The organism is Pararhizobium sp. P1_E7 (genome assembly GCF_056405855.1).
Map to the genome: position 1 here is coordinate 483,512 of NZ_JBFUBH010000001.1, position 26,479 is coordinate 509,990.

Here is a 26,479-nt window from a genome sequence, read left to right on the forward strand (position 1 = left end):
TCCGCCTCGCTGACAGCGGATTGCTGTTCCCCTCGCGCCCTTTGCACGGTTGCTTTGAAGCGATCTCCGGTGCCTTTGCTCAAACTTCAAACGGGCACATCCCCGTCAGGCAGCCTTGATGAGCGGCTTCTGCGTTTTTGCCTCAACCAGCTCGACCCGGCCTTCGGCCCTTTCTTCCCACCAATCGCCGAGCGCGTCGATCAGCGGCACAAGCGTGTGGCCCGATGCCGTCAGATCGTAGTCGACGCGAAGCGGATATCCGGCATAGGCCGTGCGCCTGATGATGCCGGCCTTTTCCAGCTTGCGCAGTTCCAGCGCCAGCATGCGGTGCGACAGTGTCGGGTTGTCGCGCTGCAAATCGCTGAAACGCTTGGTGCCGTCCTTCAGATAGTAGAGCAGTAGCGTCGGCCAGCGGCCGCTCAGCACACGCATGACCTCTTCGATCGGGCATTTGGAAACGACGTCTTTCATCGGGCGATCCTGGTTACAAAATAGTGCGTAATTTACATGGGACCGCCAGAGGTTAGGGTCAACCATCGCTGCGCAGCGTCACCATCAACACCCAAGAAGAGATACGAAAAATGGAACCTATTCTCCTTCACGGCTTCCCGCTTGGAAGCTCGATGGGGCTTGTCGCTGCGTTCGAAAAGGTCGGCCAGCCCTACAGCCTCTGCCGCGTCGATATGCTCAACGAGATGAAGAACGACGCCTATGCCCGGCTGAACGGCCGTCAGGAAACGCCAGTGCTGATCACCGACAAGGGCGCTGTGCTGACCGAAACAATGGCGATCGCTGCGTGGCTTGCGGCGCGCGATACGAAGCGCCGTATCAGCTTTGATCCCCGCTCGCCGGAGGCAGACCGGATGCATCAGCTGATGGCCTTCGTCAATACCGGCTTCACCGGTTCCTTTGCGCCGCTGTGGGTAGCACTTGAGGCAGAAGACGAGAAGCCCGAGACACTTGCGTTTCTCCGCAATTTCGGCCGCAAATCGGTTGTGGAGCGCCATGAAAAGCTGGAGGCTATGATCGGCGATACGCCGTTTCTGGCCGGCGACCGCCTGAGTTTGGCGGATACCACGCTGATCGGCGTGGCCCGTTGGGCGCAGTTCCATCAGGCAGCCGATCACAAGGCCTATCCAAAACTTGCTGCTCTGCGCCGCCGGATCGAAGCCGAACCGGTGGTGCAATATGCTCTGGCGGTCGAGGATGGCGAGAGACCGGCTGGCTCCGGTGCCTGCGTTGGCCATGTGCCGCTCGCCGAGGTGATCTCCCGCTTCGCCGCCTGATCCGGCAGCTGCCGGATTATGCCGCCGCAAAGCCCATGTTTCCGGCTGGGTTTTGCGGTGGCTATCGGTCTTGGTTCATCCGGCCACCACCAGCACCTTCACTTCTCCCGCAGCGGGCGGATTGCGGATCACCTCCGGCGCTTCCTCCAGCGTGATTGTGCGCGAGATGAGCTTTTCCACATTGACGACGCCTGACGCCACCAGATCGGCGGCGCGGCGGTGGGTGAAGGGGTTGATGAACGAGCCGAGAACCCTGAGTTCGCGAAAGAGAATGTCGAACGGCTCTATCCTGACCGTCTCGCCCTGCGCCATCACGCCGAGGATGACGACGGTGCCACCGGCCTTGGCAAGCCGCGTCGATTGTTCGACCGTCGCAGCGACGCCGGCACATTCGATCACCACGTCGACGCCGCCTGGAACGAGCCCGTCAGGCCCGGCGATCGCTGCGATGAGATCGCCGTCCGATGGATCGACGCTTGTCGTGGCGCCCAGTTCCTCGGCTAGTTTCCGCTTGGCTTGCTGCCGGGTGGAGAGGATGACGGTGGTGGCACCGGCCAGCCGCGCCAGCTGCACCGTCAACAGTCCGATGACGCCGCCGCCGAGCACGACGACCGACGAGCCCGCCTTGATCTCAGCCATGTCGATGCCGTGGAGGCAACAGGCGAGCGGTTCGCAAAACGCGCCGTGCGTCGCGGGCATGTCGAGCGGGATTTCGAAAGCCTGCTTCTGCGGGACGATGACGTAATCGGCGAACCCGCCATCGCGGCTGATGCCGATGGCCTTCAGGTTGCGGCAGAGATTGACCCGGCCGGCCTGGCATTGCGGGCAGCGGCCGCAGGAAATGTTCGGGTCACCAGTGATGCGGGCGCCGAGCGTGAAGCCCGTAACATCAACGCCCACAGCCTCGACGATACCGCAGAATTCGTGGCCAAGCGTCACGGGTGGTGCCGAGGGAAACTCGCCGTGAAGCAGATGGCGGTCGGTGCCGCAGATGCCGCAGGCCTCGACCCGCACCAGGAGATCGTCCGGCCCCGGAACGGGCTTGTCGATTTCGCGGACGAAAAGATGGCCGATCGATTCCAGGCGCATGGCCTTCATTGGCTTGTTCCTCCCAAAACAAAGTCCGTCATACTGTCACGGTCCATCACCGGCTGCCAACGGTCGATCCGATTTTCGGCGCAGCGAAAACTTTGTCGTTTTGGTCTTGTACAAAATCGCCTCTGGCGCGTTATATGGTCTTGAAAAGGTTACACGGCCGCCAAGGCTAAGACGGGGAGATCATCATGGAATGGAAGGGCCGGCGCCAATCGGGCAATGTCGAGGACGAGCGCGGCTCCGGCCCGGTGCGGGGCGGCATGGGCGGCAATCCGTTCGGCCGGGGCGGCGGTTTCCGCATTCCCACCGGCGGTGGCGGCCGCGGCGGCGGCATGAGCATCGGCACGATCATCTTCCTCGTCGTCATCTACTTCGTCTTGAAGATGATGGGCATCGACATGCTGCAGGTGCTCGATGGCGGCCAGTCGACCGGCGGCTATGAGCAGACGCAGTCGCAGTCGCCACAAGGTTCCGCCCAGGAGGAGGAAACCAAGGCCTTTGTTTCCACGGTGCTGGCCGAAACCGAAGACACCTGGAACGGCATCTTCCAGGCGGGCGGCAAAACCTATGTCGAACCCAAGCTCGTTCTCTTCCGCGATGGCATCAATTCGGCCTGCGGCATGGCCTCGTCGGCCAGCGGCCCGTTCTATTGCCCGGGCGACCAGAAGGTCTATCTCGACATGGCCTTCTTCGATGAACTGGCCCAGAAATTCGAGGCTTCGGGCGATTTCGCCGAGGCTTACGTCATCGCTCATGAGGTCGGCCATCACGTCCAGAACCTTCTCGGCATCCTGCCCAAGGTCAATGCCCAGCGCCAGCGCATGAGCGAGGCCGATTCCAACCAGATGTCGATCCGCGTCGAGCTTCAGGCGGATTGCTTCGCCGGAATCTGGGGCAAATATACCGAGCAGAAGGGCCTTCTCGAACAGGGAGACCTGGAAGAAGCGTTGAACGCCGCCACCCAGATCGGTGACGATACGCTGCAGAAGCGCACCCAGGGTTACGTCGTTCCCGAGAGCTTCAACCATGGCACCTCGGCGCAACGCTCGACCTGGTTCAAGCGCGGCTTCGACAGCGGCAAGCTTTCGGCCTGCGACACGTTCAACAGCAATATTTGATGTGAAGGGCAGGTGGCGCGTCCATGTGCGGGCGCGCCGCTTTCTTAATGACCGGTTGTAAAAAAAATCGTCCGCCCGAATGCAGCCGTTCGAAAATGCGATGGCACAACCTATATCTCTTTTGATTGAGACGGAAAGCTGGCGGCAAGCCCGCTGATTGCCGAACGGCCAGTGAAGGAGAACGACAATGCGCAAAACCATTCCCCTGACATTCGCGGCCGCAGCGCTCGCCCTATCGGCCGTTCCGTCCGCTGCGACTGAAACGCTTGGCACCATTCTCTTCGGTCACCCGTCCGAGCCCGGCATTGCCGTCATCATGATGCCGGCAAGCGATCACGACGATGAGCGGGCTAGCGCCATCTATCGTGATCCGTCGCCGGAGACACGGGCGCGGGCGCAGGCGGAAATTGCCTCCAATGCGGTGATCAGGGCATCTCTCGAACGCCGGAATATCCGGCCACATAATGTCCTTGCCATTCAAACCGCGCTGGATGGCAGCAAGATCATTTATGCAAGATGATATTAGCCCGTTGCGGTACAAGAAGCCGCAAACGTTGGCTCCTGAAGGAGGAAGACAGTGAAGAAGATCGTCACGCTTGTTCTGGCCGCCGCCTTTTTATCTGCCGCGGGAACCGTTCCATTCATGGGGGCGGCCTATGCGCAGAAGGCGCATTCGAGCCGCGCCGCTAACACCAATCCCAGGGTGACCGTGATCATCATCCGCGATTATGTCGGCCCGGACGATTTTCAGGAGGTGCCTATAACCTATCGCTTCCCCTCGGCGCAGACCTATGCAAAGGGCCAGGAAGAGATCCGTAACGTCCCCAATATCCGCGCCGCCTTGCAGAAGAGAGGCATTCCCGCCCGCAACGTCAACGGCGTCCAGACCGCCTTCAACGGCGGCAAGATCGTTTACGTGAAGTGATCGGGTGCCACGCAGGTCCCTCTTAAACTGGCGTCGTGCTGGCGCGTGACGCCGAACGATCTCCTGTGCAAGGCCCTCTCTGGATACCCGCCACAAGGGCTGAGATGACGAAGAATGGGACGTCCGCTTTGTCACACCGTCGTTTTCAGCGTTTATCGGCCATCTGAAGATTCAGGGCCTTCTGCGGTTTACTAAAGAGCCGGCCAGCGTTAGCCGCCTCATCAATGTTCCCGCAGCACTCATCACGAACATTGAAATGTTCACGGATTGTTTCGGTCCAGATTTTTCGATAAAGACGATTTGCCTGCCATGTTCGCGTTCTGATCCATAGGACGCCGAATGCCCAATGAGGTTTGTTCGATGATCGATCCTAAGTCAGCGCGGCGTGGCCTTTTCCTGGTTTTCCTCATCCTGTTTCTCGATATCATGGGTATCGCCATCATCGTCCCGGTGCTGCCTGCCTATCTGAAGGAACTGACGGGCGATACGATCAGCGAGGCGGCGGTCGATGGCGGCTGGCTGATGCTGGTCTATTCCGGCATGCAGTTCGTCTTTGCGCCGCTGATCGGCAATCTGTCCGACCGTTTCGGCCGCCGGCCCGTTCTGCTTGCCTCGGTGCTGACGTTTGCGCTCGACAATCTCATCTGTGCGCTGGCGGCGACCTACTGGATGCTGTTTGTCGGGCGGGTGCTGGCCGGCATCAGCGGTGCCAGCTTTTCCACGGCCGCCGCCTATATCGCCGATGTCAGCGACGACAGCAATCGCGCCAAGAATTTCGGCCTGATCGGCATCGCCTTCGGCACCGGTTTTGCGCTCGGACCTGTGCTTGGCGGCCTGCTTGGCGAGTTCGGCCCGCGCGTTCCCTTTTATGGGGCCGCCGCCTTGTCCTTTGCCAATTTCGCCGTCGCCTGGTTCCTGTTGCCCGAAACGCTGGAGCGCCACAACCGCCGCCGCTTCGAATGGAAGCGTGCCAATCCGCTCGGTGCATTGAAACAGATGCGCAATTATCCCGGCATCGGCTGGGTTCTGCTCGTGTTCTTCCTGTTCTGGCAGGCGCATGCGGTCTACCCGGCGGTCTGGTCGTTTGTCGCTTCCTATCGCTACAATTGGAGCGAGGGACAGATCGGCCTGTCACTCGGCGTTTTCGGGATTTGCGGTGCGCTCGTCATGGGCTTCGTCCTGCCGAAGGCCATTCCGCGGCTTGGCGAATGGAAGGCAGGCGCGGTCGGCCTGATTTTCACCGGCCTCGGTCTTGCCGGTTATGCCTTCGCCTTCCAGGGCTGGATGATCTATGCCGTCATCGTCGTGACCTGCCTTGAGGCGCTCGCCGACCCGCCGCTGCGCAGCATCGCCTCGGCCAAGGTTCCGCCATCGGCGCAAGGCGAGTTGCAGGGGGCTCTGTCGAGTATTTCCAGCTTCACGACAATCCTCGGGCCGCTGATGTTCGCGCAGATCTTCAGTCTCTTCACAGCACCTCAGGCAAGTGTAACTTTTGCCGGTGCACCCTATGTCCTGGCAGCCGTCTTTGTGGCGCTGTCGGTGACCATCTATCTTCTGAAGGTGCGGCCGAACCCTGTGGCGGCTAGCGATGCGGAAGGCCTGACCCAAACGGCTGGAAGCGCTTTTTAGCATTGGCGCACGAAAAACGATCAACTTTTGTGATGTTTAGATGAAAAAATAAGCAGTTTTGCCGTTCTGGCTGGTGCTTTACCCCCGGTTGTTCTATTTCCCACTCTTCCGTCTTGCGGCCCCTTCCGGCTGCGACGAAGCCAAAGGCCTATCCTCATCATGCTGACTTCAACCCATAGCGACACGGGCGTCCGCACCGATAATTCCTGGTCCGCGCATTATCGCGCCACCATCGCGCTGGGCCTGCCCTTCGTCGGCGCCCAGCTGGCGCAGTTCGCCATCCATGCCACCGACGTCCTGATGGTCGGCCGTCTGGGCACCACCGAGCTTGCCGCGATGGTGCTGGCCGCGCAGATGTTTTTCACGATTTTCATTTTCGGCTCGGGCTTTGCCAATGCCGTCGTGCCGATCGTGGCGCAGGCCGAAGGGCGCGGCGACCGCGTCGCCGTGCGCCGTGCCGTGCGCATGGGCATGTGGGCGGTGCTCGGTTACGGCGTCATCATGGCGCCTGTCCTGTGGCAGGCCGAGCATGTGCTGTTGATGCTGGGCCAGAAGCCAGAAGTCGCGGCCCTTGCCGGGAGCTATCTGCACGTCGCCCTGTGGGGCATTTTCCCGGCGTTGTTGTTCATGGTCCTGCGCGGCTTCCTGAGCTCGCTGGAGCGTGCCGGCATCATTCTCTACGTGACGATCGTCGTGCTGCTTGCCAACGCAGCGCTTTGCTATGTGTTCATCTATGGTCACTTCGGCGCGCCGGCGCTTGGCATTGTCGGTGCCGGCATTTCGGCGTTTGTCGTCAACTCGCTGAGCTTCGTCCTGCTCTTCATCTATATCCAGGCACAGCCGCAGACCCGGTCCTATGAGATCTTCGTGCGCTTCTGGCGGCCGGACTGGCCGGTGCTGAAGGAAGTCGTCAAGCTCGGCCTGCCGATCGCCGTCACCATCCTTGCCGAAGTCAGCCTGTTCACCGTCGCCTCGCTTTTGATGGGCATGATCGGCACCGTCGAGCTTGCCGCCCATGGCATCGCGCTGCAGTTTGCGTCCGTCGCCTTCATGGTGCCGCTCGGGCTGGCGCAGGTTGCGACCGTGCGCATCGGCCTTGCCCATGGCCGTCGCGACGCCGAAGGGATCAAGCGTGCGGCGATCGCCGTTCTCGTCATCGGTTGCGGGTTCGCCTTCATCGGCAGCGCCGTCTTTGCGGTGTTTTCGCATGAGCTTGCCGCGATGTATCTCGATACGAACCGGCCGGATGCGGCTCAGGTGCTCGCCTATGCCGGCCCGCTGATCGTCATTGCCGGTGCGTTCCAGCTGGTGGATGGCGTGCAGGCGCTGGCCGCCGGTATGCTGCGCGGGTTGAAGGACACGACGGTACCGATGATCCTGGCGCTGGTATCCTACTGGCCGATCGGCTTCGTCGCCGCCTATCTGCTCGCCTTCCACTTCGGTTTCGGCGGCGTCGGTGTCTGGTACGGTTTCGTGCTCGGCCTTGCCGCGGCCAGCATCTCGCTCACCTGGCGCTTCTTTCTCTTCCTGTCACGCCAGAGAAAGCTGCTGGCGCAGCCGGCTTAGCGCGGGTGAAGGGGAGGATGGATGCTTGTTCGCCTCCTTCCCGCCCACGCGCTCCGCATCGTCGTCATCGCCGCTGGAATGGCGATGACGATTGTCCATGCGGGGGGGCACCCACTCTAGACGAAGGCCGCGAGAGCCTCGCCTGCCTCCTCGATTTCCTCGATCAGCGTCGATTCGGCCGCCCCTTCGAACACAAACGTTCCCTCAAAATACAGATTGCTGGTTGTGCCGAAAAGCTGGACGACGACGTCCTCGGCGTCATCCCCGGTCACGTCCCTGAAAAATTGGGGCGCACCTTCAATCACCGCCTGCGTTCCTTGTGTCATCGCTTCTTGCAAGGCGCGCACCTGTACGATCTGCGCCTCGCCGTCGGCGCCGGCAAATATGTACGAGACGGGCGTATTGCCAATCGAGGCATACCAGTTTCCGTAATCGTTATGGATCAGAAGTCTCGGCATCAGCTCTTGTCTCCTATGATGACGTCGACCGACAGCGTCTGGTGCTGGGAGTTAGGCGTCGCGGCAATCGAGTAGGGCGCATTCGCCCAGGTATAGGGCTTGGAGGGATCAGATCCTGAATCCTGCCAGTTGGGCCCACTGCCAGGTGCGGCGCCCTGATCGGCGGATACCATCCAATACGGCCTGGGACCGATGCCGAACATCTGGAAGTTCAGCCGCTCGAAAACTCCGAAACGGAAGCCGTTTGGATCGCGCCAGGTGCAGGCGATCCAGTCCGCACCCTGCTCGAACCAGGAGAGCCAGTCGACATTGCAGGAAAGGGTTTGCTGCCCGTCACGGGCCTGCAAGGCGGGTCCGGGCTGCTGGTTTATTCCGGAGAAGGCGTTCATGCCCCAGTCGACATAGTCGAGCGTCCAGCCGACTCTGCTGTAATTGGTAAACGTTACCGAAAGTGTGGTCATGTGAAGTCCCTTTGATCCGTGCCAAGTACGACCCCGGGACTTTGTTACCATAGGTTGTTTATTTTTAAAAGTGCAACTTTTAGTATTTTTGGAGCACGGCGTCACCGGCACCGCGGTGGTGTTTAACGGTTAAACGCAAAAGCCCCGGTACTCCCTTGAGAGACCGGGGCTTTCAGCATTCGATGACGTTAAAAACTCAGCGTTCGGCCAATGCCGGTTCGCCCTTCTTCTCGCGCACCAGATTGATGAAGCGGCGGAAGAGGTAGTGGCTGTCCTGCGGGCCGGGCGAGGCTTCCGGGTGATGCTGCACCGAGAACACAGGCTTGCCGGTGACGCGCAGGCCGCAATTGGTGCCGTCGAACAGGGAAACGTGAGTCTCTTCAACGCCTTGCGGCAAGGACTTCGAATCCACCGCGAAGCCGTGGTTCATCGAGACGATTTCCACCTTGCCCGTCGTGTGGTCCTTGACCGGATGATTGGCGCCGTGATGGCCCTGGTGCATCTTTTCGGTCGTTGCGCCGAGCGCCAGGCCCAGCATCTGGTGGCCAAGGCAGATGCCGAACAGCGGGATATCGCTCTTGATCAGTTCCTGGATCACCGGAACGGCATATTCGCCGGTGGCCGCCGGATCGCCCGGGCCGTTCGACAGGAAGATGCCGTCCGGCTTCTGAGCCAGCACCTCTTCGGCTGATGTCGTCGCAGGCATTACCGTAACCTTGCAGCCGAGCCCGGTGAACAGGCGCAGAATGTTGCGCTTGACGCCGTAGTCGAGGGCCACGACATGGTGCGTGATGTCGGTCTCGGCCAGTTCGTCATAGCCTTCGTTCCAGACCCAGGGCTTTTCGCTCCAGCGCGACGTCTGACCGGAGGAGGCGACCTTGGCAAGATCGAGGCCTTCGAGCCCGCTCCAGGCCTTGGCTTCGGCCTTCAGCGCCTCGATGTCGAAGACGCCGTTTGGATCGTGGGCGATGACTGCGTTCGGCGCGCCGTTTTCGCGGATCCAGGCGGTCAGCGCGCGGGTGTCGATGCCGCACATGCCGATGATGCCGCGGCCCTTCAGCCAGGCGTCGAGATGTTTTGCCGCGCGGTAGCTGGAAGGATCGGTGATGTCGGCCTTGAAGATGACGCCAACCGCACCGTGGCGCGCTGCCGGCGTCAGGTCTTCGATGTCCTCGTCATTGGCGCCGATATTGCCGATATGCGGGAAGGTGAAGGTAACGATCTGGCCGAGATAGGAGGGGTCGGTCATGATCTCCTGGTAGCCGGTGAGCGCGGTGTTGAAGACCACCTCGGCCTGCACCGTGCCGGTGGCGCCGATCCCCTTGCCTTCGATGACGGTGCCATCGGCCAGAACGAGCAGGGCGGTTGGTTTTGCGGTGGTCCAGGGGGCTGTCGCGGTCATTGTCTTCATCCCGTTCAGGCGGCGCGTCGCCAACGCTCGATGGAACGCCGGCCGGCCGTTTTGGTTCGCAGGCGGGCAGATGCGGGCGATGGGCGCGCGCTGTCAGGCCTGGTCACGATGTTGGTGCAGGTGACGGTCAATAGCCGCAGTGTCCGGCAAGGTCAATCTTGAAGACGGTCGGATCGGGCTTTTCCCTGCGCTTTTACGGTGGAATCGTGCAATTCATTTGCTCCCGCTTGTCCGGCTGGTTTATGAAACGCCATCAAACAGGAGTTAAGACAATGATGCGCGATCAACTCGCTGCCGCCCTCAAGGATGCGATGAAATCGAAGGATGCACCGCGGCTTTCCACGATTCGCCTCGTTCAGGCCGAGATCAAGACACGCGATATCGCCAATCGCAGCGCCGGCAAGGGCGACGCCAGCGACGACGAAATCCTGCAGATCCTGGCCAAGATGGTCAAGCAACGCGAGGAATCGGCGAAGATCTACGAAGACAATGCCCGCCCGGAACTCGCCGCCAAGGAGCGCGCCGAGATCGTCGTCGTGCAGGATTTCATGCCGAAGCAGCTGAGCGAAGCGGACGTGCGGGCCAATGTCGCGGCCGCGATCGCCGAAGTCGGCGCCAGCGGTCCAAAGGACATGGGCAAGGTCATGGCGGTGCTGAAAGAGCGTTATGCCGGCCAGATGGATTTCGCCAAGGGCTCGGCCATCCTCAAGGAACTGCTGTCGGCTGCCTGAACCCGGTCTGTCCGCTGTTTTGTCCGGCGCGGCCTGCATATAAAGGCCGCGCTGATGATGGCAAATTTTTCCGCAACGCCTATCTGTTCTTGCGGTTCTTCTGGTCGGTCATGAAATGACGCAGCACCGCGTTCATGCGGGTCTGATAACCCTTTCCGCTCTTCTTGAAAAAGTCGATGACATCTTCGTCGAGCCGGATCGAAACTGCCTTTTTCGGGGTAGGGTAGACGATCGTCGCCTTCGACCAGTCGACATCCATGAATTCGGCCCAGTCGGGATCGTCCCGCATGGCCGCCATGAGCTCCTCGTCCGTCAGGGCCGCGACGCGCGCCCTGCTTTCGTAAACCTGTGAATTGCGGGTATGATCAATCCCCTTGCTGGCGCGGGCGGTGATTGCCGCCTATATGGAAGCCAGCCCAGAGGTATTCATGCGATTTTCCAACGCCTTCCTTGACGAGATCCGCGACCGCGTTCCCATTTCGGACGTGATCGGCAGACGCGTCACCTGGGACCGCAAGAAGACCAATGCCTCGCGCGGCGACTATTGGGCCTGCTGCCCGTTCCATGGCGAAAAATCGCCGAGCTTCCACTGCGAGGACCGCAAAGGCCGCTACCATTGTTTCGGCTGCGGCGTGTCGGGCGATCATTTCCGCTTCCTGACCGATCTTGACGGCATAGCCTTTCCCGAAGCCGTGCAGCAGATTGCCGATCTTGCCGGTGTCGCCATGCCGCAGCCGGATGTCGAGGCCGAGAAGCGCGACCGCCAGCGCATCGGCCTGCAGGACGTCATGGAAGTGGCGACACAGTTTTTCCAGGACCAGTTGCAGACGGCAAACGGCGCCAAGGCGCGCGCCTATCTGCGCGACCGGGGCCTGACGGGCCGCACCATCGAGACATTCCGCCTGGGCTACGCACCGGAAAGCCGCAATGCGCTGAAGGAGTTTCTGGCAGCCAAGGGCGTGCCGAAGGACCAGATCGAGGCCTGCGGCCTTGTCGTCCATGGTCCCGACATTCCGGTTTCCTACGACCGTTTTCGCGACCGCATCATGTTCCCGATCCTGTCGTCGCGCGAAAAGGTCATCGCCTTCGGCGGCCGCGCCATGTCGCCGGATGCGCCGGCCAAGTACCTCAATTCCAACGAGACCGAGCTCTTCCACAAGGGCAACGTGCTCTATAATTTCGCGCGTGCCCGCCGCGCCATGTCCGGTGCTGAAGGGGCAGGGACGATTATTGCCGTCGAAGGCTATATGGACGTCATCGCGCTGCATCAGGCCGGCGTCGAGAATGCCGTGGCCCCGCTCGGCACGGCACTGACCGAAAACCAGATGGCGTTGCTGTGGAAGCTGACACAGCAGCCGGTGCTCTGCTTCGATGGCGATGGTGCTGGCATCCGCGCAGCCAACCGCGCGGTCGATCTGGCGCTGCCGCATCTCAAACCCGGCTTTTCCGTGCGCTTCGCCATGCTGCCGGATGGCAAGGACCCCGACGATCTCGTCCGCAACGAAGGCCGCGCGCCCTTTGATAAGGTCATGGCGTCGGCGCGCTCGCTGTCGGAAATGGTCTGGCTGCGCGAGGCGCAGGCCGGGTCCTTCGATACGCCGGAAAGCCGTGCCCAGCTGGAAGCGACGCTGAAACAGGTCGTCTCGGTGATTGCCGATGAAAACGTCCGCCGCCACTATGGCCAGGATGTGCGCGACCGGCTGAACCAGTTCTTTCAAGGCGCGTCTCGTCAGCAGAACGGTCAGCGGAACTTTGACCGCAACCAGCGCCAGGGCGGCGCGAGCCGAAATGGCGGCCAGGGCCGCGGCGGCCAGCAGGGCGCGCGCATGTCGGAGCGCTCGGGCATTTCCGACCGGCTCGCCCGCTCGTCGCTGGTCAGCGGCCATCAGGCGCTGCCCCCCTTGCGCGAAAGCGTGCTGGCATTGACCATCGTCAATCATCCGCAGCTGCTGTTTGAGGAATATGACGAGATTTCCGCGATCGAATACGACAATCGCGATCTGCAGCGTTTCTGGTCGTCGGTGCTCAACGCCGCCGCCGCCAAAGGTCCCCGCCTGTCGCGCGAAAACCTGATCGAGCAACTGGAGGCCGAAGGCTTTGACCCTTTGCTGAAATCGCTCGACCAGCAGATCCGCTTCGCCCGCCTTTGGACTGCGACGACGGCGGCTGCCCCCGAGGACGCCCGCGAAGGCTACCTGCAGGCGCTGGCACTGCACCAGCGGACCAAGGCTCTGCTGTGGCAGCGCCGCGAACTCGAAAGCGAACTTGCCTATGCCACGGAAGAAGGCGACGACGACACCGTTAGCCAGATTCTCCGCAATCTGCAGGAGGTGCAGCTGGAGGTGACGCGGCTCGAAAACCAGGAAGCGATCATCGACGGTTTTGGCGTGCTGTCGGGCCGGGTCAAGGGGCCGGCGGGGAAGTAGGGTACCCGTGCAACCTCCTATTCTCCAAGCGGAACATTCACCGGAGCGGGGATCGGCTGGGTGCGTTGCCCGATGTTTCGCCCGTATTGGTGAAACGGCAACTCAATGAAAACATAGGACAGCCGTGAGATCACCAGAGTCCCGGCCAGGGTTGCGGCGACGAGAACCGCGAACTGCGGCCAGGGTTCATCGATGCCGAGGGACTGGACCGCGCGCAGGACCAGCAACAAAACGATCATGTGGGAAAGGTAGACGGAGTAGGCCATGTTGCCGACCCACTGCAGCGGCCGCGCATTTGCCATCCTGCTGAACAGTGCCGCCGCCCCGCCTTCCGTTTCCCGGGCGCGGATCACCAGCATGATGACCGTTGCCCAGATGAGGTAGGGCAGAACGCTGACGGATCGCTGCAGCAGCAATCCCACGATCACGAGCGCCCAGACTTTGACGATCGGTATCGATCGCAGAGGATGGGTTGCTCTGTCCCGGTACTTCATGAAGGTGAACGTCGCGATCCCGAGGGTGAAATCAAGCAGCCATCCCCCAATGAAGCTTTCCGGCATTCGCGGCAGGACAAACGCAACAGCAAGGGCGCCGATAAGCAGCATTCCGATACGGATTGCATTCATCTTCATTGTCAGCACGCCAATGAGAAACGGCGCTATCAAATAGAATTGCCATTCCAGAGATATGCTCCAGGCCTGTCCCAGAAAAGCGTAGTCGGTCGAAGGAAGCAGACGCGGCGGCACGAGACCATGCAGCGCCGGCAGGTGGGCTGCGAGATGCCAGGGCCAATAGATGAGCGTATCGGTCGCGATCTTTATTCGACTGGCCTGCATCACGCCGGCCGGAGCATTCAACCAGGTTTCCAGGGCGAAATTGGCCAGAAGGACGGAAAGTGCCAGGTAAAACAGGTAGACCGGGAAAATCCGGAACGCCCGGCGTGTGATGTAGAGGCCGTAGCCCTCCGGCTTTTTGTCGATCAATGCAGCAATGGCAAAGCCGCTTAGGAGAATGAATACGGTGACAGCGTAGAAATTGTAGAGCTTTGCTTCGATCAGGCGTCCGTGCAGGACAGAAGCGGTCGCGACGTGCCCCACCACGACCCAGATCGCCAGAACCCCGCGCAGGGCTTCGAATTCCTTTACGTACCGCATCAAACCACCGTTCATTCGTGCTGTTACGTAGGCATTATCCTGGTGCACTGCAGCAATTTTTAGTCAACGCAGAAGATTGATGCGCAATTCCTGAAATTCGGCGGTTTCGCCACGGCACGCTCGTCACATTCGAAGGGCTGCGGGGTAACTTAGCCTCTTGCCGGCTGCCTGATGAATTGCAAAAGTCGGTTTTCACGGGACTTGCGACACCGTCTTGTCGGTCCGCTGGAGGGGAATCATGACTGAAATCACCTTGCTTGCCTTTGCGCTCGTCTCGTTCATCGGAATCGCCACGCCCGGCCCGACCGTGCTTCTGGCGCTGACCAACGGTTCCCGCTTTGGCGTCCGCCGTGCTCTCATCGGCATGGTCGGCGCGGTCCTGTCCGATTTCGTCCTGATCGGTGCCGTGGCGCTCGGGCTCGGCGCGCTGCTGGCGGCCTCCGAATTCTGGTTCTCGGTCGTCAAATGGATCGGCGCCGGCTATCTCGCCTTTCTCGGCATCATGCTCTTGCGCTCGAAGGGCACGCTTAGCGAGACGCTGCATGGCACGGCGCAGGGTGGCCAGGGTACGGCACGTGCAATCTTCCTGAAAAGCTTCCTGGTTGCCGTCACCAATCCCAAGGGTTACCTGTTCTTCTCGGCCTTCCTGCCGCAGTTCATCGTCCCGGCTGAACCGCAGATCCCACAATATGCCGTTCTCGCCCTGATCTTCGCGACGATCGATTTTCTGGTCATGTTCGGTTACGCAGCCCTCGGCTCGCAGGCGGTCAAGGTGCTGAAAAAGTCCGGTGCACTCTGGCTCGACCGCATTTGCGGCGGTGCCCTTCTGGCGCTCGCCGGGTCGCTGGCGTTTTACCGGCGCGCAAGCACCTGACCGTCGAGGGCCTTGCAGCCTCCGCGGCCGCGCGCTCGCACTGTCACATCAAATTGCGCTATTGTCGCCTGACAGGGAGATGATCTCTGGCGAATGGACGCCACTGAGCGGAACGACGACACTTTCGGGAACCAGTTGAACATCCTTCGAACCAAAGGGGAGACGATGGCCGATTTTTGCGTGAAGCTTCTGGACGAAACCACATGGCCGCAATTCGCCCGGTTGGTCGAAAGACACAACGGCATATGGGGTGGCTGCTGGTGCATGGCTTTTCACCCGCAGGGTATAGAGCGCGCAAAGAGTGCGGAACAAAACCGATCCGAGAAGGAACGCCGGGTTCGCGAAGGTCATACCCACGCTGCCCTCGTGTTTGACGGCCCGACCTGTGTCGGTTGGTGTCAGTTTGGGCCGACGGAAGAGCTCCCGCGCATCAAGAACCTGCGTGCGTATCGCGAAGGGCTTACGGCACTCCCGGATTGGAGGATTACCTGTTTTTTCGTCGACAAGGCCTATCGCGGCAAGGGTGTCGCGGGCGTGGCTCTTGCCGGTGCCATGCAGGAAATCGCTCGCCTGGGCGGAGGAACGGTGGAAAGCTATCCCGATCAGGTGGAAGGCCGGTCGGTTGCAGCCTTCCTGCACAATGGAACAGTGCCGATGTTTGAGCGGCAAGGCTTCAAACTGATGCGTCGCCTTGGCAAGAATCGTTGGGTCGTTGCCAAAGTCCTGATGCCGAACCAGACCTCCGCCGGTACGGAACCTATCGGCTGATCTTCGCGACAACAGGGGAAACGAGAGAATAGGTGGGTCGCGCCAACCCTCGCACCTGTGCCATACTCCCGCTCTCCCCATGAAAGCGATTCCATGCCGCAGACCAAAGACCGCATCGACCCCCTGTTTGAAACCGAAGGTGCGAAAAACCCGCTTGCCGTTCTGAAAACCGTCTACGGCTACTCCGCCTTTCGCGGCAAGCAGGCTTCCGTTGTCGAACGGGTGGTGTCGGGTGGAGACGCTGTGGTGTTGTTTCCGACCGGTGCCGGAAAGTCTCTATGCTTCCAGATCCCGGCCCTTTGCCGCGATGGCGTCGGCATCGTCGTGTCGCCGCTGATTGCATTGATGCGCGATCAGGTGGAGGCGTTGAAGCAGCTTGGCGTCAGGGCGGCCGCGCTCAATTCCTCGCTCTCGCGCGAAGAATTCGTCGACGTCCGCCGGGCAATCTCCAACGGCGATCTCGATCTTCTCTATGTGACGCCCGAGCGCATCGTCACGCCGGCCTTCAAGGAGATGATCGGCAACGCGAAGATTTCGCTGTTTGCCATCGACGAGGCGCATTGCGTCTCCCAATGGGGCCATGATTTTCGCCCGGAATACCGGGAGCTCGGCCAGCTTGCCGAGCATTATCCCGGCGTGCCGCGCATGGCGCTGACGGCAACCGCCGATCCGCATACCCGCGAAGATATCATCGACAAGCTGGGCTTACGTTCGGCTGAGGTTTTCACCACCTCGTTCGACCGGCCCAATATCGCCTATGAAATCGTCGAGCGCGACCAGCCGCGCCAGCAGCTTCTGCGGTTTCTGTCGCGCCACAAGGGCTCGAGCGGCATCGTCTATTGCCTGTCGCGGGCCAAGGTCGAGGATACCGCCGAATGGCTGAACGGCCAGGGTGTTCGTGCGCTTGCCTATCATGCCGGCATGGACCGCGCGGTGCGCGACGCCAATCAGGATGCCTTCCTCAAGGAAGAAGACCTCTGCCTGGTGGCGACCGTCGCCTTCGGTATGGGCATCGACAAGCCGAACGTGCGCTACGTCGCCCATCTCGATCTGCCGGGCTCGGTTGAGGCCTATTACCAGGAAACCGGCCGTGCCGGGCGCGACGGCCTGGCCTCCGATGTCTGGATGGCCTATGGCATGGCCGATGTCATCCAGCGTGGCCGGATGATCGATGGCGGCACCTCGGGCGACGATATCAAGCGGGTCGAGCGCGCCAAGCTGAATGCGCTTTTGGCCATCTGCGAAACGCCCGGCTGCCGGCGGCAATCGATCCTTGCCCATTTCGGCGAGGCACATGGCGGCAATTGCGGCAATTGCGATACCTGCGTCAATCCGGTCGAAACCTGGGACGGAACCGACGCGGCGATCAAGGCGCTAGCGGCGATCTACCGCACCGGCGAACGGTTCGGCACCGGCCATCTGATCGACGTGCTCTTGGGCGCCGAGAATGAAAAGACCGAGCGCTTCGGTCATAGCAAGATGCCGGTCTTCGGGGCGGGCAGGGACATCCCGTCGAAAACCTGGCAATCGGTCTACCGCCAGCTTCTTGCCGCCGGTTTGATCAGCGTCGACCATGAGGCTTTCGGGGCGCTGAAACTGGAACCGGATGCCCGCGCCGTCTTCAAGCGCGAGCGCGAGGTCCGCTTCCGCAAGGACCGGCCGGTGACCGGCAAGGGCAAGAACGCCCGGCAATCGGCCGCATCCGGCGCCAAGTCGGCCCTGTCCGGTTCGGATGCGGAACTGTTCGAGGCTTTGCGCCGGGCGCGCTCCGGTATCGCCAGGGACCTGGGCGTGCCGCCCTATGTCGTCTTCCCGGATACGACCCTGATCGCCTTCGCCACCGAACGTCCACACAGCAGCGATGCCCTGCTCGGCATCTCCGGCGTCGGCCAATCCAAGCTTGAGCGCTATGGCGCCGCGTTTCTGGATGTCATCCGGCAGTTTGACTAGAGCCTGAAACCTCAGAGAGGCTGGATCGGTTTGAGAACGTCAAGCGGAGATGCAATGAGTGCCCAGTTGTACTGCTGCAGCGACGGGCTGCGCTCGCTTACGTCTCTGACGGTTTGGCGCTACATCCTGACCGTCATTCCCCCATCCACCGTCAGCACATGACCGTTGACGAAGGAAGCGGCGTCGCTGGCCAGGAACAGCGCAGCACCGGCGATCTCGTCCGGCCGGGCCCAGCGCTGCACCGGGATGCGCTGGCGCACGAAGGGCATCAGCTCCTCGTTGGCCGCCATCGCCGCATTGGTTTCGGTGGCAAACCAGCCGGGCGCAATCGCGTTGCTGGTGATGCCAAAGGGACCATATTCGACGGCCATCGAGCGCATCAGCCCGGTCAGTCCCTGCTTGGCGATGGGGTAGATGCCGTCACCCGGCATGGCGACGTGGCCGTTGATCGAGGTGATCGAGATCAGCCGCCCGTGCTCGCGGCGCTTCATGATCGCGGCCGCATCCCGCGACAGTGTCGTTGCGGCGATCAGATCGGTGCGGATCAGCTCGAAAATCGCCTCGTCGTCGAATTCGGAAAGCGGCCGCCGGTCGCGGGCGCCAACATTGTTGACGAGAATGTCGAGCCGCCCGTGGCCGTGCTCGATATCAGCAAGCGTGGCGCGCTGTGCTTCCCGGTCGGCGATATCGAAGGCTGCGGTCTCCGCGCTGCCGCCGGCGGCTATGATCCGGCCTGCGGCTTCCTCAAGCGTTTCCGCCGTTCGGCCATTGAGGACGACATGGGCCCCGGCCTCTGCAAGCGCGCAGGCGATCTCCAGCCCGAGCCCGCGTCCGCCGCCGGTCACCAGCGCCACCCGGTCCTTCAAGGAAAATCTGTCAAATACAGTCATGGTTCCCTCGCCGCATGAAATACATTCCTCATCGACACCAAAATTGTTGACTCAGTCAACTAGTTTCTTTGGAGCGCCCGCGTTTCTGTGGCTGCCATGCTCCTTTGAAACAGCCGGCGTCGCGGCTGGGCATGTTCCTTGCGCCGGATGTCGCGTCAACGTCGCACCCTGCCGCTGACTTTCGCTGTCTTGCGCACAGGAATATGATAGGTCTCATCGCAACCCGATCTCAATCCTGGAAAGCGGCCTTCATGACGTCAGCCTTCATCACCCACCTTTCATCCGAACTTGAGGGACTGAAGTCCGCCGGGCTTTACAAGTCCGAACGCGTCATTGTCTCCAAACAGGCCGGCGAGATCGAAGTCGCCTCGGGTGCCAAGGTGCTGAATTTCTGTGCCAACAACTATCTCGGCCTTGCCAACAACGCGGAACTGGCTGAAGCCGGCAAACAGGCGCTCGATCGCTACGGCTACGGCATGGCCTCGGTCCGCTTCATCTGCGGCACGCAGGAAGAGCACAAGCAGCTCGAGGCGCGCATCTCGTCGTTTCTCGGGCTTGAAGATACCATCCTCTATTCCTCCTGCTTCGATGCCAATGGCGGCCTGTTCGAAACGCTGCTCGCCGAAGAAGACGCAATCATCTCCGATGCGCTCAACCATGCCTCGATCATCGACGGCGTGCGTCTCTCCAAGGCGAAGCGCTTCCGCTATGCCAACAACGATATGGCCGCTCTTGAAGAGGAACTGAAGAAGGCCGAGGGCTCGCGCTTCAAGCTGATCGCCACCGACGGGGTTTTCTCGATGGACGGCATCATCGCCAACCTTCAAGGCGTTTGCGACCTCGCCGAAAAATACGGTGCCATGGTCATGGTCGATGACAGCCACGCCGTCGGCTTCGTCGGAAAACACGGCCGCGGTTCGGCCGAATATTGCGGCGTCGAGGGCAGGGTTGATATTATCACCGGTACGCTCGGCAAGGCGCTCGGCGGCGCATCCGGCGGCTATACCTCTGCTAAAAAGGAAGTGGTCGACTGGCTGCGCCAGCGCTCGCGGCCCTATCTCTTTTCCAACACGCTCGCCCCGGTCATCGCGGCGGCATCGCTGAAAGTGTTCGACCTGATCGACAATGGCGACGCGCTTCGCGCCCGTCTGGAAGCCAATGCGACCCTGTTCCGCTCGGAAATGGGCAAGCTCGGCTTTACGCTCGCCGGCGAAGGCCATCCGATCATTCCGGTGATGCTGGGTGACGCGTCGCTGGCGCAGGAAATGGCTGCCAGAATGCTGGAAAAGGGTGTCTATGTCGTCGGCTTTTCCTTCCCCGTCGTGCCGAAAGGCCAGGCCCGCATCCGCACCCAGATGTCGGCCGCCCACAGCGAGGCGGATGTCCGCCGCGCCATCGCGGTGTTCGAAGAGGTCGGCAGAGAGCTTGGCGTGATCTAACCGACCGCAATTCCAGAATCATCTGAATCGCTTGCAGGAATTTCTCCATGACAAACATGATGAAAGCGCTCGTTAAAGCAAAACCTGAAGTCGGCCTGTGGATGGAGCATGTTCCGGTGCCCGAGCCCGGCCCCAATGACGTGCTGATCAAGGTGAAGAAATCCGCCATCTGCGGCACCGACGTGCATATCTGGAACTGGGACCAGTGGGCGCAGAAGACCATTCCGGTGCCGATGGTCGTCGGTCACGAGTTCGTCGGCGTCATCGCCGAAATCGGCTCGGCCGTCACCAAATATCATGTCGGCGAGCGCGTTTCCGGCGAGGGTCATATCGTCTGCGGCAAGTGCCGCAATTGCCGTGCCGGCAGGGGCCATCTGTGCCGCAACACGCTCGGCGTCGGCGTCCATCGACCGGGCTCCTTCGGCGAATATGTCTGTATCCCGGAATACAATGTCGTCGCCATCCCCGACGAAGTGCCGGACGAGATCGCCGCCATCTTCGATCCGTTCGGCAACGCGGTGCACACCGCACTGTCCTTCGATGTCGTCGGCGAGGATGTGCTGGTCACCGGCGCCGGTCCGATCGGCATCATGGGCGCCATGGTGGCCAAGCGCTCCGGTGCCCGCAAGGTTGTGATCACCGACATCAATCCGGTGCGCCTGGCGCTGGCCGAAAAGATGGGCATCGATTACGTCGTCGATGCGTCGAAGGAAAATCTGGCGGACGTGATGAAGCGCATCGGCATGACCGAGGGCTTTGACGTCGGGCTGGAAATGTCCGGCGCCGCTCCCGCCTTCCGCGACATGATCGACAAGATGAACAATGGCGGCAAGATCGCCATCCTCGGCATCGCGCCGACCGGCTTCGAGATCGACTGGAACAAGGTGATCTTCAAGATGCTCAACCTGAAGGGCATCTATGGCCGCGAGATGTTCGAGACCTGGTACAAGATGATCGCCTTCGTTCAAGGCGGCCTCGACCTGTCGCCGATCATCACCCACCGTATCGGCATCGACGATTTCCGCGATGGTTTCGAGGCGATGCGCTCGGGCAATTCCGGCAAGGTGGTGATGGACTGGTAGGCCTTGATATCGCCTGCTGCCGCGTCATGTCTCCGGCGGGGAAAGGGCCGAAGGGTTGATGCTGCCGCGGCATCCGCAAGCAGCGATTCTATTGGCCCTTGTCTTTCCATCAACACTTCCTACATTTCCGCCATGGAACTGAATCTTTGAAGCGTCGGGCTTGATTCGGTCTTTTTTGCCGATTTGAACGGTTTTTCGCCGGAAGTGCTTGACGGGACCGAAAATTGTGGGAATCACCATTTCTAATACAGTGGGTGAAATGGGTACGGCGGACAGATCCATCATGCAAGTGATGTCAAAACGGCGCTGCTGTCGCAGTCGGCCGGTTTAACCGCGGTGACTGTCGTGGTTAATCAGGAATTAAAGATCATCCCGTTACGTCAGGGGTAATGATTCGCGGTGGGAGCGATTGACGCACCCGAGCCTCGAAAAAGTTTTGCACCGCGCACGCGTTGAGTGCTGTCCAAGGAAAGCGACGATATAAATGGCAACCAAAGTCAAAGAGAACGAAGAAGCAGAAGCCGAACGCGAAGGCGCACCCGACGGCCCGCTTCTCGATCTCTCGGATGACGCGGTCAAGAAAATGATCAAGGCCGCCAAGAAGCGCGGCTATGTGACCATGGACGAGCTGAACGAGGTTTTGCCGTCCGATCAGGTCGATCCCGACCGGATCGAAGATATCATGGCGATGCTCAGTGAAATGGGCATCAATGTCGTCGAGGACGAGGAAGCCGACGAGGGCACCGCCGCCGCCGAGGAAGAAGATAGCGATTCCGACGGCGAGAGCGAAGGTGGCGAACTCGCCCCTTCCAGCGGTACGGCCCTTGCGACCGCCAAGAAGAAAGAACCGACCGACCGCACCGACGATCCGGTGCGCATGTACCTGCGCGAAATGGGCTCGGTCGAGCTTCTGTCGCGCGAGGGCGAAATCGCCATTGCCAAGCGCATCGAGGCTGGCCGCGAAACGATGATCGCCGGTCTCTGTGAGAGCCCGTTGACGTTCCAGGCCATCATCATCTGGCGCGACGAACTCAACGAAGGCAACACGCTTTTGCGCGAGATCATCGATCTCGAAACCACCTATTCCGGTCCCGAGGCCAAGGCTGCTCCGCAGTTCCAGTCGCCTGAAAAGATCGAGGCCGACCGCAAGGCGGCCGAGGAAAAGGAAAAGAACCGCAAGCCGCGTTCTGGCGACGACGACGTGACCAATGTCGGCGGCGAAGGCCTGCCGGCCGAGGAAGAGGAAGAGGACGACGACGAATCGAACCTCTCGCTCGCCGCGATGGAAGCGGAACTGCGTCCGCAGGTCATGGAAACGCTCGACATCATCGCCGAGACCTACAAGAAGCTCAGGAAGCTGCAGGACCAGCAGGTCGAAGCCCGCCTTCAGGCGACTGGCACGCTGTCACCCGCCCAGGAGCGCCGCTACAAGGAGCTGAAGGACGAGCTGATCACGGCCGTGAAGTCGCTGTCGCTCAACCAGAACCGCGTCGATAGCCTCGTCGAGCAGCTCTACGACATCTCCAAGCGTCTGATGCAGAACGAAGGCCGCCTGCTGCGCCTGGCTGAATCCTACGGCGTCAAGCGCGATAGTTTCCTGGAACAGTATTCCGGTGCCGAACTCGATCCGAACTGGATGAAGTCGATTGCCAACCTGGCCGCCAAGGGCTGGAAGGAATTCGCCAAGAACGAAGGCACGATGATCCGCAACATTCGCGGCGAGATCCAGAATCTTGCCACGGAAACCGGCATCTCGATCTTCGAATTCCGCCGCATCGTCTCGATGGTGCAGAAGGGCGAGCGCGAAGCCCGCATCGCCAAGAAGGAAATGGTCGAGGCCAACCTGCGCCTCGTCATCTCGATCGCCAAGAAGTACACCAACCGCGGCCTGCAGTTCCTCGACCTGATCCAGGAAGGCAATATCGGCCTGATGAAGGCGGTCGACAAGTTCGAATACCGGCGTGGTTACAAGTTCTCGACCTATGCGACTTGGTGGATCCGTCAGGCGATCACCCGCTCGATCGCCGACCAGGCCCGCACGATCCGTATCCCGGTGCACATGATCGAGACGATCAACAAGATCGTCCGCACATCGCGCCAGATGCTGCACGAGATCGGCCGCGAGCCGACGCCAGAAGAACTGGCCGAAAAGCTCGCCATGCCGCTCGAAAAGGTCCGCAAGGTCCTGAAGATCGCCAAGGAGCCGATCTCGCTCGAAACCCCGGTGGGCGACGAAGAAGATTCGCATCTCGGCGATTTCATCGAAGACAAGAACGCGCTTTTGCCGATCGACGCCGCCATTCAGGCGAACCTGCGCGAGACGACGACCCGTGTTCTCGCATCGCTGACGCCACGCGAAGAACGCGTGCTGCGCATGCGCTTCGGCATCGGCATGAACACCGACCACACGCTCGAGGAAGTCGGCCAGCAGTTCTCGGTTACCCGCGAACGTATCCGTCAGATCGAAGCCAAGGCGCTGCGCAAGCTCAAGCATCCGAGCCGCTCCAGAAAGCTGAGAAGCTTCCTCGACAGCTAAGCGACGGCATCTGCCGAATGAAAATCGAACCCGGCCAGTTCAAAACTGGCCGGGTTTTTTGATGGATGGCCAGCAATTATATCCGTGTTCTCCATGGCAATTGCCGCGCGGCGCGGCGTCGTGCCCTTGGAGCACAGGCCTCTGCCGCTTCTCCCGAATCTTGTTATGTCCACTTCCAGCTTCGCCCTTGCTTGTTCACCCAAGCCGACAGGTTTATACTTTAGGCTTCGCTAAAACCTCTAAGCTTCAATCGTGCGCGTTCTGTTGAGTGAAATCGGCCGTCCGCCTTACCGGATGGTGGATCCGATGAGGCGGGAGGCGAAGGCATCAATCGCGGTGCCACCTTTAAGGCTGTACCGCATGGGAGGTGTGCTATGACCATGTATATCGTGCTGATCAACTGGACGGAGCAGGGCGTCAAGAATGTACGCGAGTCACCCAAACGTCTCGATGCGGCGAAGAAGCTGCTGAGCGACATGGGCGGCTCCTTCAGGGACTTCTATCTGACCATGGGCAAACACGATATGGTGGCGGTGTGCGAGGCTCCAGATGATGCGGTGATGGCGCGGTTTGGCCTTTCGCTTGCAATGGGCGGCAATGTGCGCACCCACACCTTGAAGGCATTCCCGGAGGCGGCCTACCGGGAGCTTATCAATTCGCTCGGATAGGCGATACTGCGGCGGCCTGATGACGAAGCCCGGGTGAGGAGTGCTGCATGCCCGAAAAGCCGATCAAAATCCCCGGCCCGGATCATCCGATCACCGTCACACCCAATCCCGGCCGCATCGTCGTGCGGCTGGGCGGCAGGATTGTCGCCGATACCCGCAATGCGCTGACATTGCGCGAGGCGTCCTATCCGGCGGTAGAATACATTCCCCGTGCCGATGTCGAGATGGCGCTGCTTCAGCGGACGGATCACGCTACCTATTGTCCCTACAAGGGCGACGCGTCCTATTTCAGCGTGCCTTCCGGCGGCGCCGGGCTTGAGAATGCCATCTGGTCCTACGAGGCACCCTACGATGCCGTCGTCGTCATCAAGGACTATCTGGCTTTCTATCCGGATCGTTTCGGGATCACGGACGCCTGAGCGCACCTGCAGCCACAGTACACGACGTATTTTCCCGCTGGCTTGCCCCTCACCCTAGCCCTCTCCCCGCATGCGGGGTGAGGGGACGACCGAGGTTGCCGCTTGTTCCTTCTCCCCGTTTACGGGGAGAAGGTGCCCGACAGGGCGGATGAGGGGCTATTGTCGTGTACTGAGGTCTGTAACGCTGTAGCACTTTATATTTGCTGCATAATTTTACCTTAAATCGATTCCGGTTTAAGGTAGTATGCAGTAGGAAGGACCGCCAACCATTGAGGCTGGCGGTTTCCATCACCCCATTTTTCCGCCGGTCACGATCCGGTCAGTATCCGGCTCTATCCACCATCTCATGCAGCAGAAATCGGAAAAACGGCGGAGTACATTCAAGGCAGGGCTGTTTGCCTCCGTGGCTCTGCATGCCGTTGCCGCCGCATTTCTGCTTTTCCAGTTGCCGGTGATGCCGCCACCGCCTGAGGAGCAGGAGGTGGTCAAGGTCGAGATGGTGCCCGAACCGGAGAAGAAGCCGGAGCCCGAAAAGAAGCCGGAGCCCGAAAAGAAGCCGGAGCCCGAGAAAAAACCGGAGCCTGAGAAGAAGCCGGAGCCAAAACCGCAGGACGATGCCAAGCCGATTGAAAAGCCGGTAGACACGCCGGTTGAAAAGGCCGCGCAGCAGCCTGCCGAAAAAACTGCGCAGCAGCCTGCCGATAAACCGGCGGCAGATCAGGCCGCAGCCCAAAAGGCAGAGGCCCAGAAGGCCAAAGCCCAGAAAACCGAAACCGAGAAAACCGAAACCGAGAAAACCACTGCACAGCCGCTTCAGCCGCAAGCCTTCGAGGCCGCTGCCAAGGAGGGCGGCAAGGCGGCGGGTGGAGACCGTCCTTCCGAGCCGGAGAAGAAGGCCGAGCCTGAACCGCGCACTGAGCGCGCTGTTCCCCAGGCCAGCCTGCAGACGCCAAAAGAGGTCGAACCGCAGCAGAGGAAGCCGCTGGACACTCCGGCCGAGATGCCTGCTGCTGCGAAATTGCCCGAACTCAACCTTCCCGAGGCCACCAATGCCAATCCGGTGCTCAACGAAGGCGAGGCGCTGATCGAGACGGTGCCGGTGCCGCAAGCCAGGCCGCAGGACCGGCCGGTGGATGCCGCTGTGTCCGATCCGCAAAAGGTTACATCGGCAGATAGTCTCTCGGCAGATAACAAACCAAGCCGCCCGCCGTCGGAATTGAAGCAGGCCAGCGAACTCTATTCCGCTGATGCACTCTCAAACCCGCGCGTCCGCCAGGCGCTCGGTAAGCTGCCACCTAACCGGCGTATCGTTCAACTCTGCAATTTCGAGACCTTGGAACAGATACGCCGCGCGCGGCCGCAAACTCTGCCGGAAGGCTTGGTCCCCTTTTCTGACGATGGGGGTAAGATTGCCGGTCGGGTATTGCGCGCCACGGGTGGAGCCTTTGTCAGCCGAAGAGTTTGGCATGATATCGAGTTTGAATGCACTGTCGATGAGGAATTCTATCGTGTGACGTCATTCCGTTTTGCGGTCGGCAAGACTGTTCCGGAAAGCGAACGGAAGGCGCGCGGCCTGCCTGACAATTGACCTGC

Annotated in this window: 25 protein-coding genes; 17 read left to right on the plus strand and 8 right to left on the minus strand. The window is 60.9% G+C overall.

The features are described 5' to 3' along the window. Positions 1–105: 105 nt before the first annotated feature. Positions 106–471, minus strand: a complete 366-nt coding sequence (locus AC1D17_RS02250) for a winged helix-turn-helix transcriptional regulator (RefSeq protein ID WP_477563788.1) — start codon at positions 469–471, stop codon at positions 106–108. Between the two features lie 110 nt (positions 472–581). Here AC1D17_RS02250 and AC1D17_RS02255 point away from each other — a divergent pair, with 110 nt between their 5' ends. Next, entirely contained in the window at positions 582–1,286 is a 705-nt protein-coding gene (locus tag AC1D17_RS02255) for a glutathione S-transferase family protein (protein WP_477563789.1), read from the plus strand. Between the two features lie 75 nt (positions 1,287–1,361). Here AC1D17_RS02255 and AC1D17_RS02260 read toward each other — a convergent pair whose 3' ends face one another. Then, positions 1,362–2,384: a zinc-dependent alcohol dehydrogenase family protein gene (locus AC1D17_RS02260; RefSeq protein ID WP_477563790.1), complete on the minus strand. Its 1,023-nt coding sequence runs from the start codon at positions 2,382–2,384 to the stop codon at positions 1,362–1,364. A 185-nt stretch (positions 2,385–2,569) separates the two neighbouring features. On the opposite strand from AC1D17_RS02260, the gene ypfJ reads away from it, so the two are divergent. From ypfJ to AC1D17_RS02285, 5 genes are all read left to right on the plus strand, one after another. Then, positions 2,570–3,499 (plus strand): KPN_02809 family neutral zinc metallopeptidase, encoded by a 930-nt coding sequence (gene ypfJ, locus AC1D17_RS02265; RefSeq protein WP_477563791.1) that lies wholly within the window; start codon positions 2,570–2,572, stop codon positions 3,497–3,499. 187 nt (positions 3,500–3,686) lie between these two features. After that, the gene (locus AC1D17_RS02270) at positions 3,687–4,019 is read left to right on the plus strand and encodes a hypothetical protein (protein WP_477563792.1); all 333 of its coding nucleotides are present in this window, start codon (positions 3,687–3,689) and stop codon (positions 4,017–4,019) included. 57 nt (positions 4,020–4,076) lie between these two features. Next, positions 4,077–4,424, plus strand: coding sequence for a hypothetical protein (locus AC1D17_RS02275; RefSeq protein ID WP_477563793.1), 348 nt, complete (start codon positions 4,077–4,079; stop codon positions 4,422–4,424). Between the two features lie 360 nt (positions 4,425–4,784). Beyond that, on the plus strand, positions 4,785–6,053 hold the full coding sequence (locus tag AC1D17_RS02280) for a TCR/Tet family MFS transporter (protein WP_477563794.1): 1,269 nt from the start codon (positions 4,785–4,787) through the stop codon (positions 6,051–6,053). A gap of 159 nt (positions 6,054–6,212) precedes the next feature. After that, complete coding sequence (locus AC1D17_RS02285) at positions 6,213–7,619, plus strand: MATE family efflux transporter (protein ID WP_477563795.1); 1,407 nt, start codon at positions 6,213–6,215, stop codon at positions 7,617–7,619. Positions 7,620–7,735: 116 nt separating this feature from the next. Here the strand turns inward: AC1D17_RS02285 and AC1D17_RS02290 are convergent, their stop codons facing one another. From AC1D17_RS02290 to carA, 3 genes are all read right to left on the minus strand, one after another. Further along, positions 7,736–8,077 carry a hypothetical protein gene (locus AC1D17_RS02290; RefSeq protein WP_477563796.1) on the minus strand — a complete coding sequence of 114 codons (342 nt, stop codon included), beginning with the start codon at positions 8,075–8,077 and terminating at the stop codon, positions 7,736–7,738. Continuing rightward, the gene (locus tag AC1D17_RS02295) at positions 8,077–8,538 is read right to left on the minus strand and encodes a hypothetical protein (protein WP_477563797.1); all 462 of its coding nucleotides are present in this window, start codon (positions 8,536–8,538) and stop codon (positions 8,077–8,079) included. Before AC1D17_RS02295 ends, AC1D17_RS02290 begins: the two co-directional genes overlap by 1 nt. Before the next feature lie 196 nt (positions 8,539–8,734). Then, positions 8,735–9,940, minus strand: a complete 1,206-nt coding sequence (carA, locus tag AC1D17_RS02300) for a glutamine-hydrolyzing carbamoyl-phosphate synthase small subunit (RefSeq protein WP_477563798.1) — start codon at positions 9,938–9,940, stop codon at positions 8,735–8,737. A 281-nt stretch (positions 9,941–10,221) separates the two neighbouring features. On the opposite strand from carA, the gene AC1D17_RS02305 reads away from it, so the two are divergent. Then, positions 10,222–10,680: a GatB/YqeY domain-containing protein gene (locus AC1D17_RS02305; protein ID WP_477563799.1), complete on the plus strand. Its 459-nt coding sequence runs from the start codon at positions 10,222–10,224 to the stop codon at positions 10,678–10,680. A gap of 79 nt (positions 10,681–10,759) precedes the next feature. On the opposite strand, the gene AC1D17_RS02310 is transcribed toward AC1D17_RS02305, so the two are convergent. Next, positions 10,760–11,050, minus strand: a complete 291-nt coding sequence (locus AC1D17_RS02310; protein WP_477563862.1) for a BrnA antitoxin family protein — start codon at positions 11,048–11,050, stop codon at positions 10,760–10,762. Positions 11,051–11,108: 58 nt separating this feature from the next. Here AC1D17_RS02310 and dnaG point away from each other — a divergent pair, with 58 nt between their 5' ends. Further along, positions 11,109–13,106, plus strand: coding sequence for a DNA primase (gene dnaG, locus AC1D17_RS02315; protein ID WP_477563800.1), 1,998 nt, complete (start codon positions 11,109–11,111; stop codon positions 13,104–13,106). A gap of 17 nt (positions 13,107–13,123) precedes the next feature. Here dnaG and AC1D17_RS02320 read toward each other — a convergent pair whose 3' ends face one another. Next, positions 13,124–14,260 (minus strand): acyltransferase family protein, encoded by a 1,137-nt coding sequence (locus tag AC1D17_RS02320; RefSeq protein ID WP_477563801.1) that lies wholly within the window; start codon positions 14,258–14,260, stop codon positions 13,124–13,126. A 238-nt stretch (positions 14,261–14,498) separates the two neighbouring features. On the opposite strand from AC1D17_RS02320, the gene AC1D17_RS02325 reads away from it, so the two are divergent. The 3 genes from AC1D17_RS02325 (at position 14,499) to recQ (ending at position 17,852) form a co-directional block, all read left to right on the plus strand. Next, on the plus strand, positions 14,499–15,134 hold the full coding sequence (locus AC1D17_RS02325; protein ID WP_477563802.1) for a LysE family translocator: 636 nt from the start codon (positions 14,499–14,501) through the stop codon (positions 15,132–15,134). 165 nt (positions 15,135–15,299) lie between these two features. Continuing rightward, positions 15,300–15,902, plus strand: coding sequence for a GNAT family N-acetyltransferase (locus tag AC1D17_RS02330; protein WP_477563803.1), 603 nt, complete (start codon positions 15,300–15,302; stop codon positions 15,900–15,902). A 93-nt stretch (positions 15,903–15,995) separates the two neighbouring features. After that, positions 15,996–17,852 carry a DNA helicase RecQ gene (gene recQ / locus AC1D17_RS02335; protein ID WP_477563804.1) on the plus strand — a complete coding sequence of 619 codons (1,857 nt, stop codon included), beginning with the start codon at positions 15,996–15,998 and terminating at the stop codon, positions 17,850–17,852. A 119-nt stretch (positions 17,853–17,971) separates the two neighbouring features. On the opposite strand, the gene AC1D17_RS02340 is transcribed toward recQ, so the two are convergent. After that, positions 17,972–18,742 (minus strand): SDR family oxidoreductase, encoded by a 771-nt coding sequence (locus AC1D17_RS02340; protein ID WP_477563805.1) that lies wholly within the window; start codon positions 18,740–18,742, stop codon positions 17,972–17,974. A gap of 251 nt (positions 18,743–18,993) precedes the next feature. Between AC1D17_RS02340 and AC1D17_RS02345 the strand changes: the two genes are divergently transcribed. The 6 genes from AC1D17_RS02345 (at position 18,994) to AC1D17_RS02370 (ending at position 26,474) form a co-directional block, all read left to right on the plus strand. Continuing rightward, positions 18,994–20,181, plus strand: a complete 1,188-nt coding sequence (locus AC1D17_RS02345; protein WP_477563806.1) for a glycine C-acetyltransferase — start codon at positions 18,994–18,996, stop codon at positions 20,179–20,181. Positions 20,182–20,228: 47 nt separating this feature from the next. Next, on the plus strand, positions 20,229–21,263 hold the full coding sequence (tdh, locus tag AC1D17_RS02350) for an L-threonine 3-dehydrogenase (RefSeq protein ID WP_477563807.1): 1,035 nt from the start codon (positions 20,229–20,231) through the stop codon (positions 21,261–21,263). A 484-nt stretch (positions 21,264–21,747) separates the two neighbouring features. After that, positions 21,748–23,799 carry an RNA polymerase sigma factor RpoD gene (gene rpoD, locus AC1D17_RS02355; protein WP_477563808.1) on the plus strand — a complete coding sequence of 684 codons (2,052 nt, stop codon included), beginning with the start codon at positions 21,748–21,750 and terminating at the stop codon, positions 23,797–23,799. 374 nt (positions 23,800–24,173) lie between these two features. Beyond that, complete coding sequence (locus tag AC1D17_RS02360; RefSeq protein WP_477563809.1) at positions 24,174–24,467, plus strand: GYD domain-containing protein; 294 nt, start codon at positions 24,174–24,176, stop codon at positions 24,465–24,467. A gap of 47 nt (positions 24,468–24,514) precedes the next feature. Then, a complete protein-coding gene (locus AC1D17_RS02365) occupies positions 24,515–24,886 on the plus strand; it encodes a DUF427 domain-containing protein (protein WP_477563810.1) in 372 nt (123 codons plus the stop codon). Between the two features lie 403 nt (positions 24,887–25,289). Beyond that, a complete protein-coding gene (locus AC1D17_RS02370) occupies positions 25,290–26,474 on the plus strand; it encodes a DUF930 domain-containing protein (RefSeq protein ID WP_477563811.1) in 1,185 nt (394 codons plus the stop codon). Positions 26,475–26,479 lie beyond the last annotated feature (5 nt).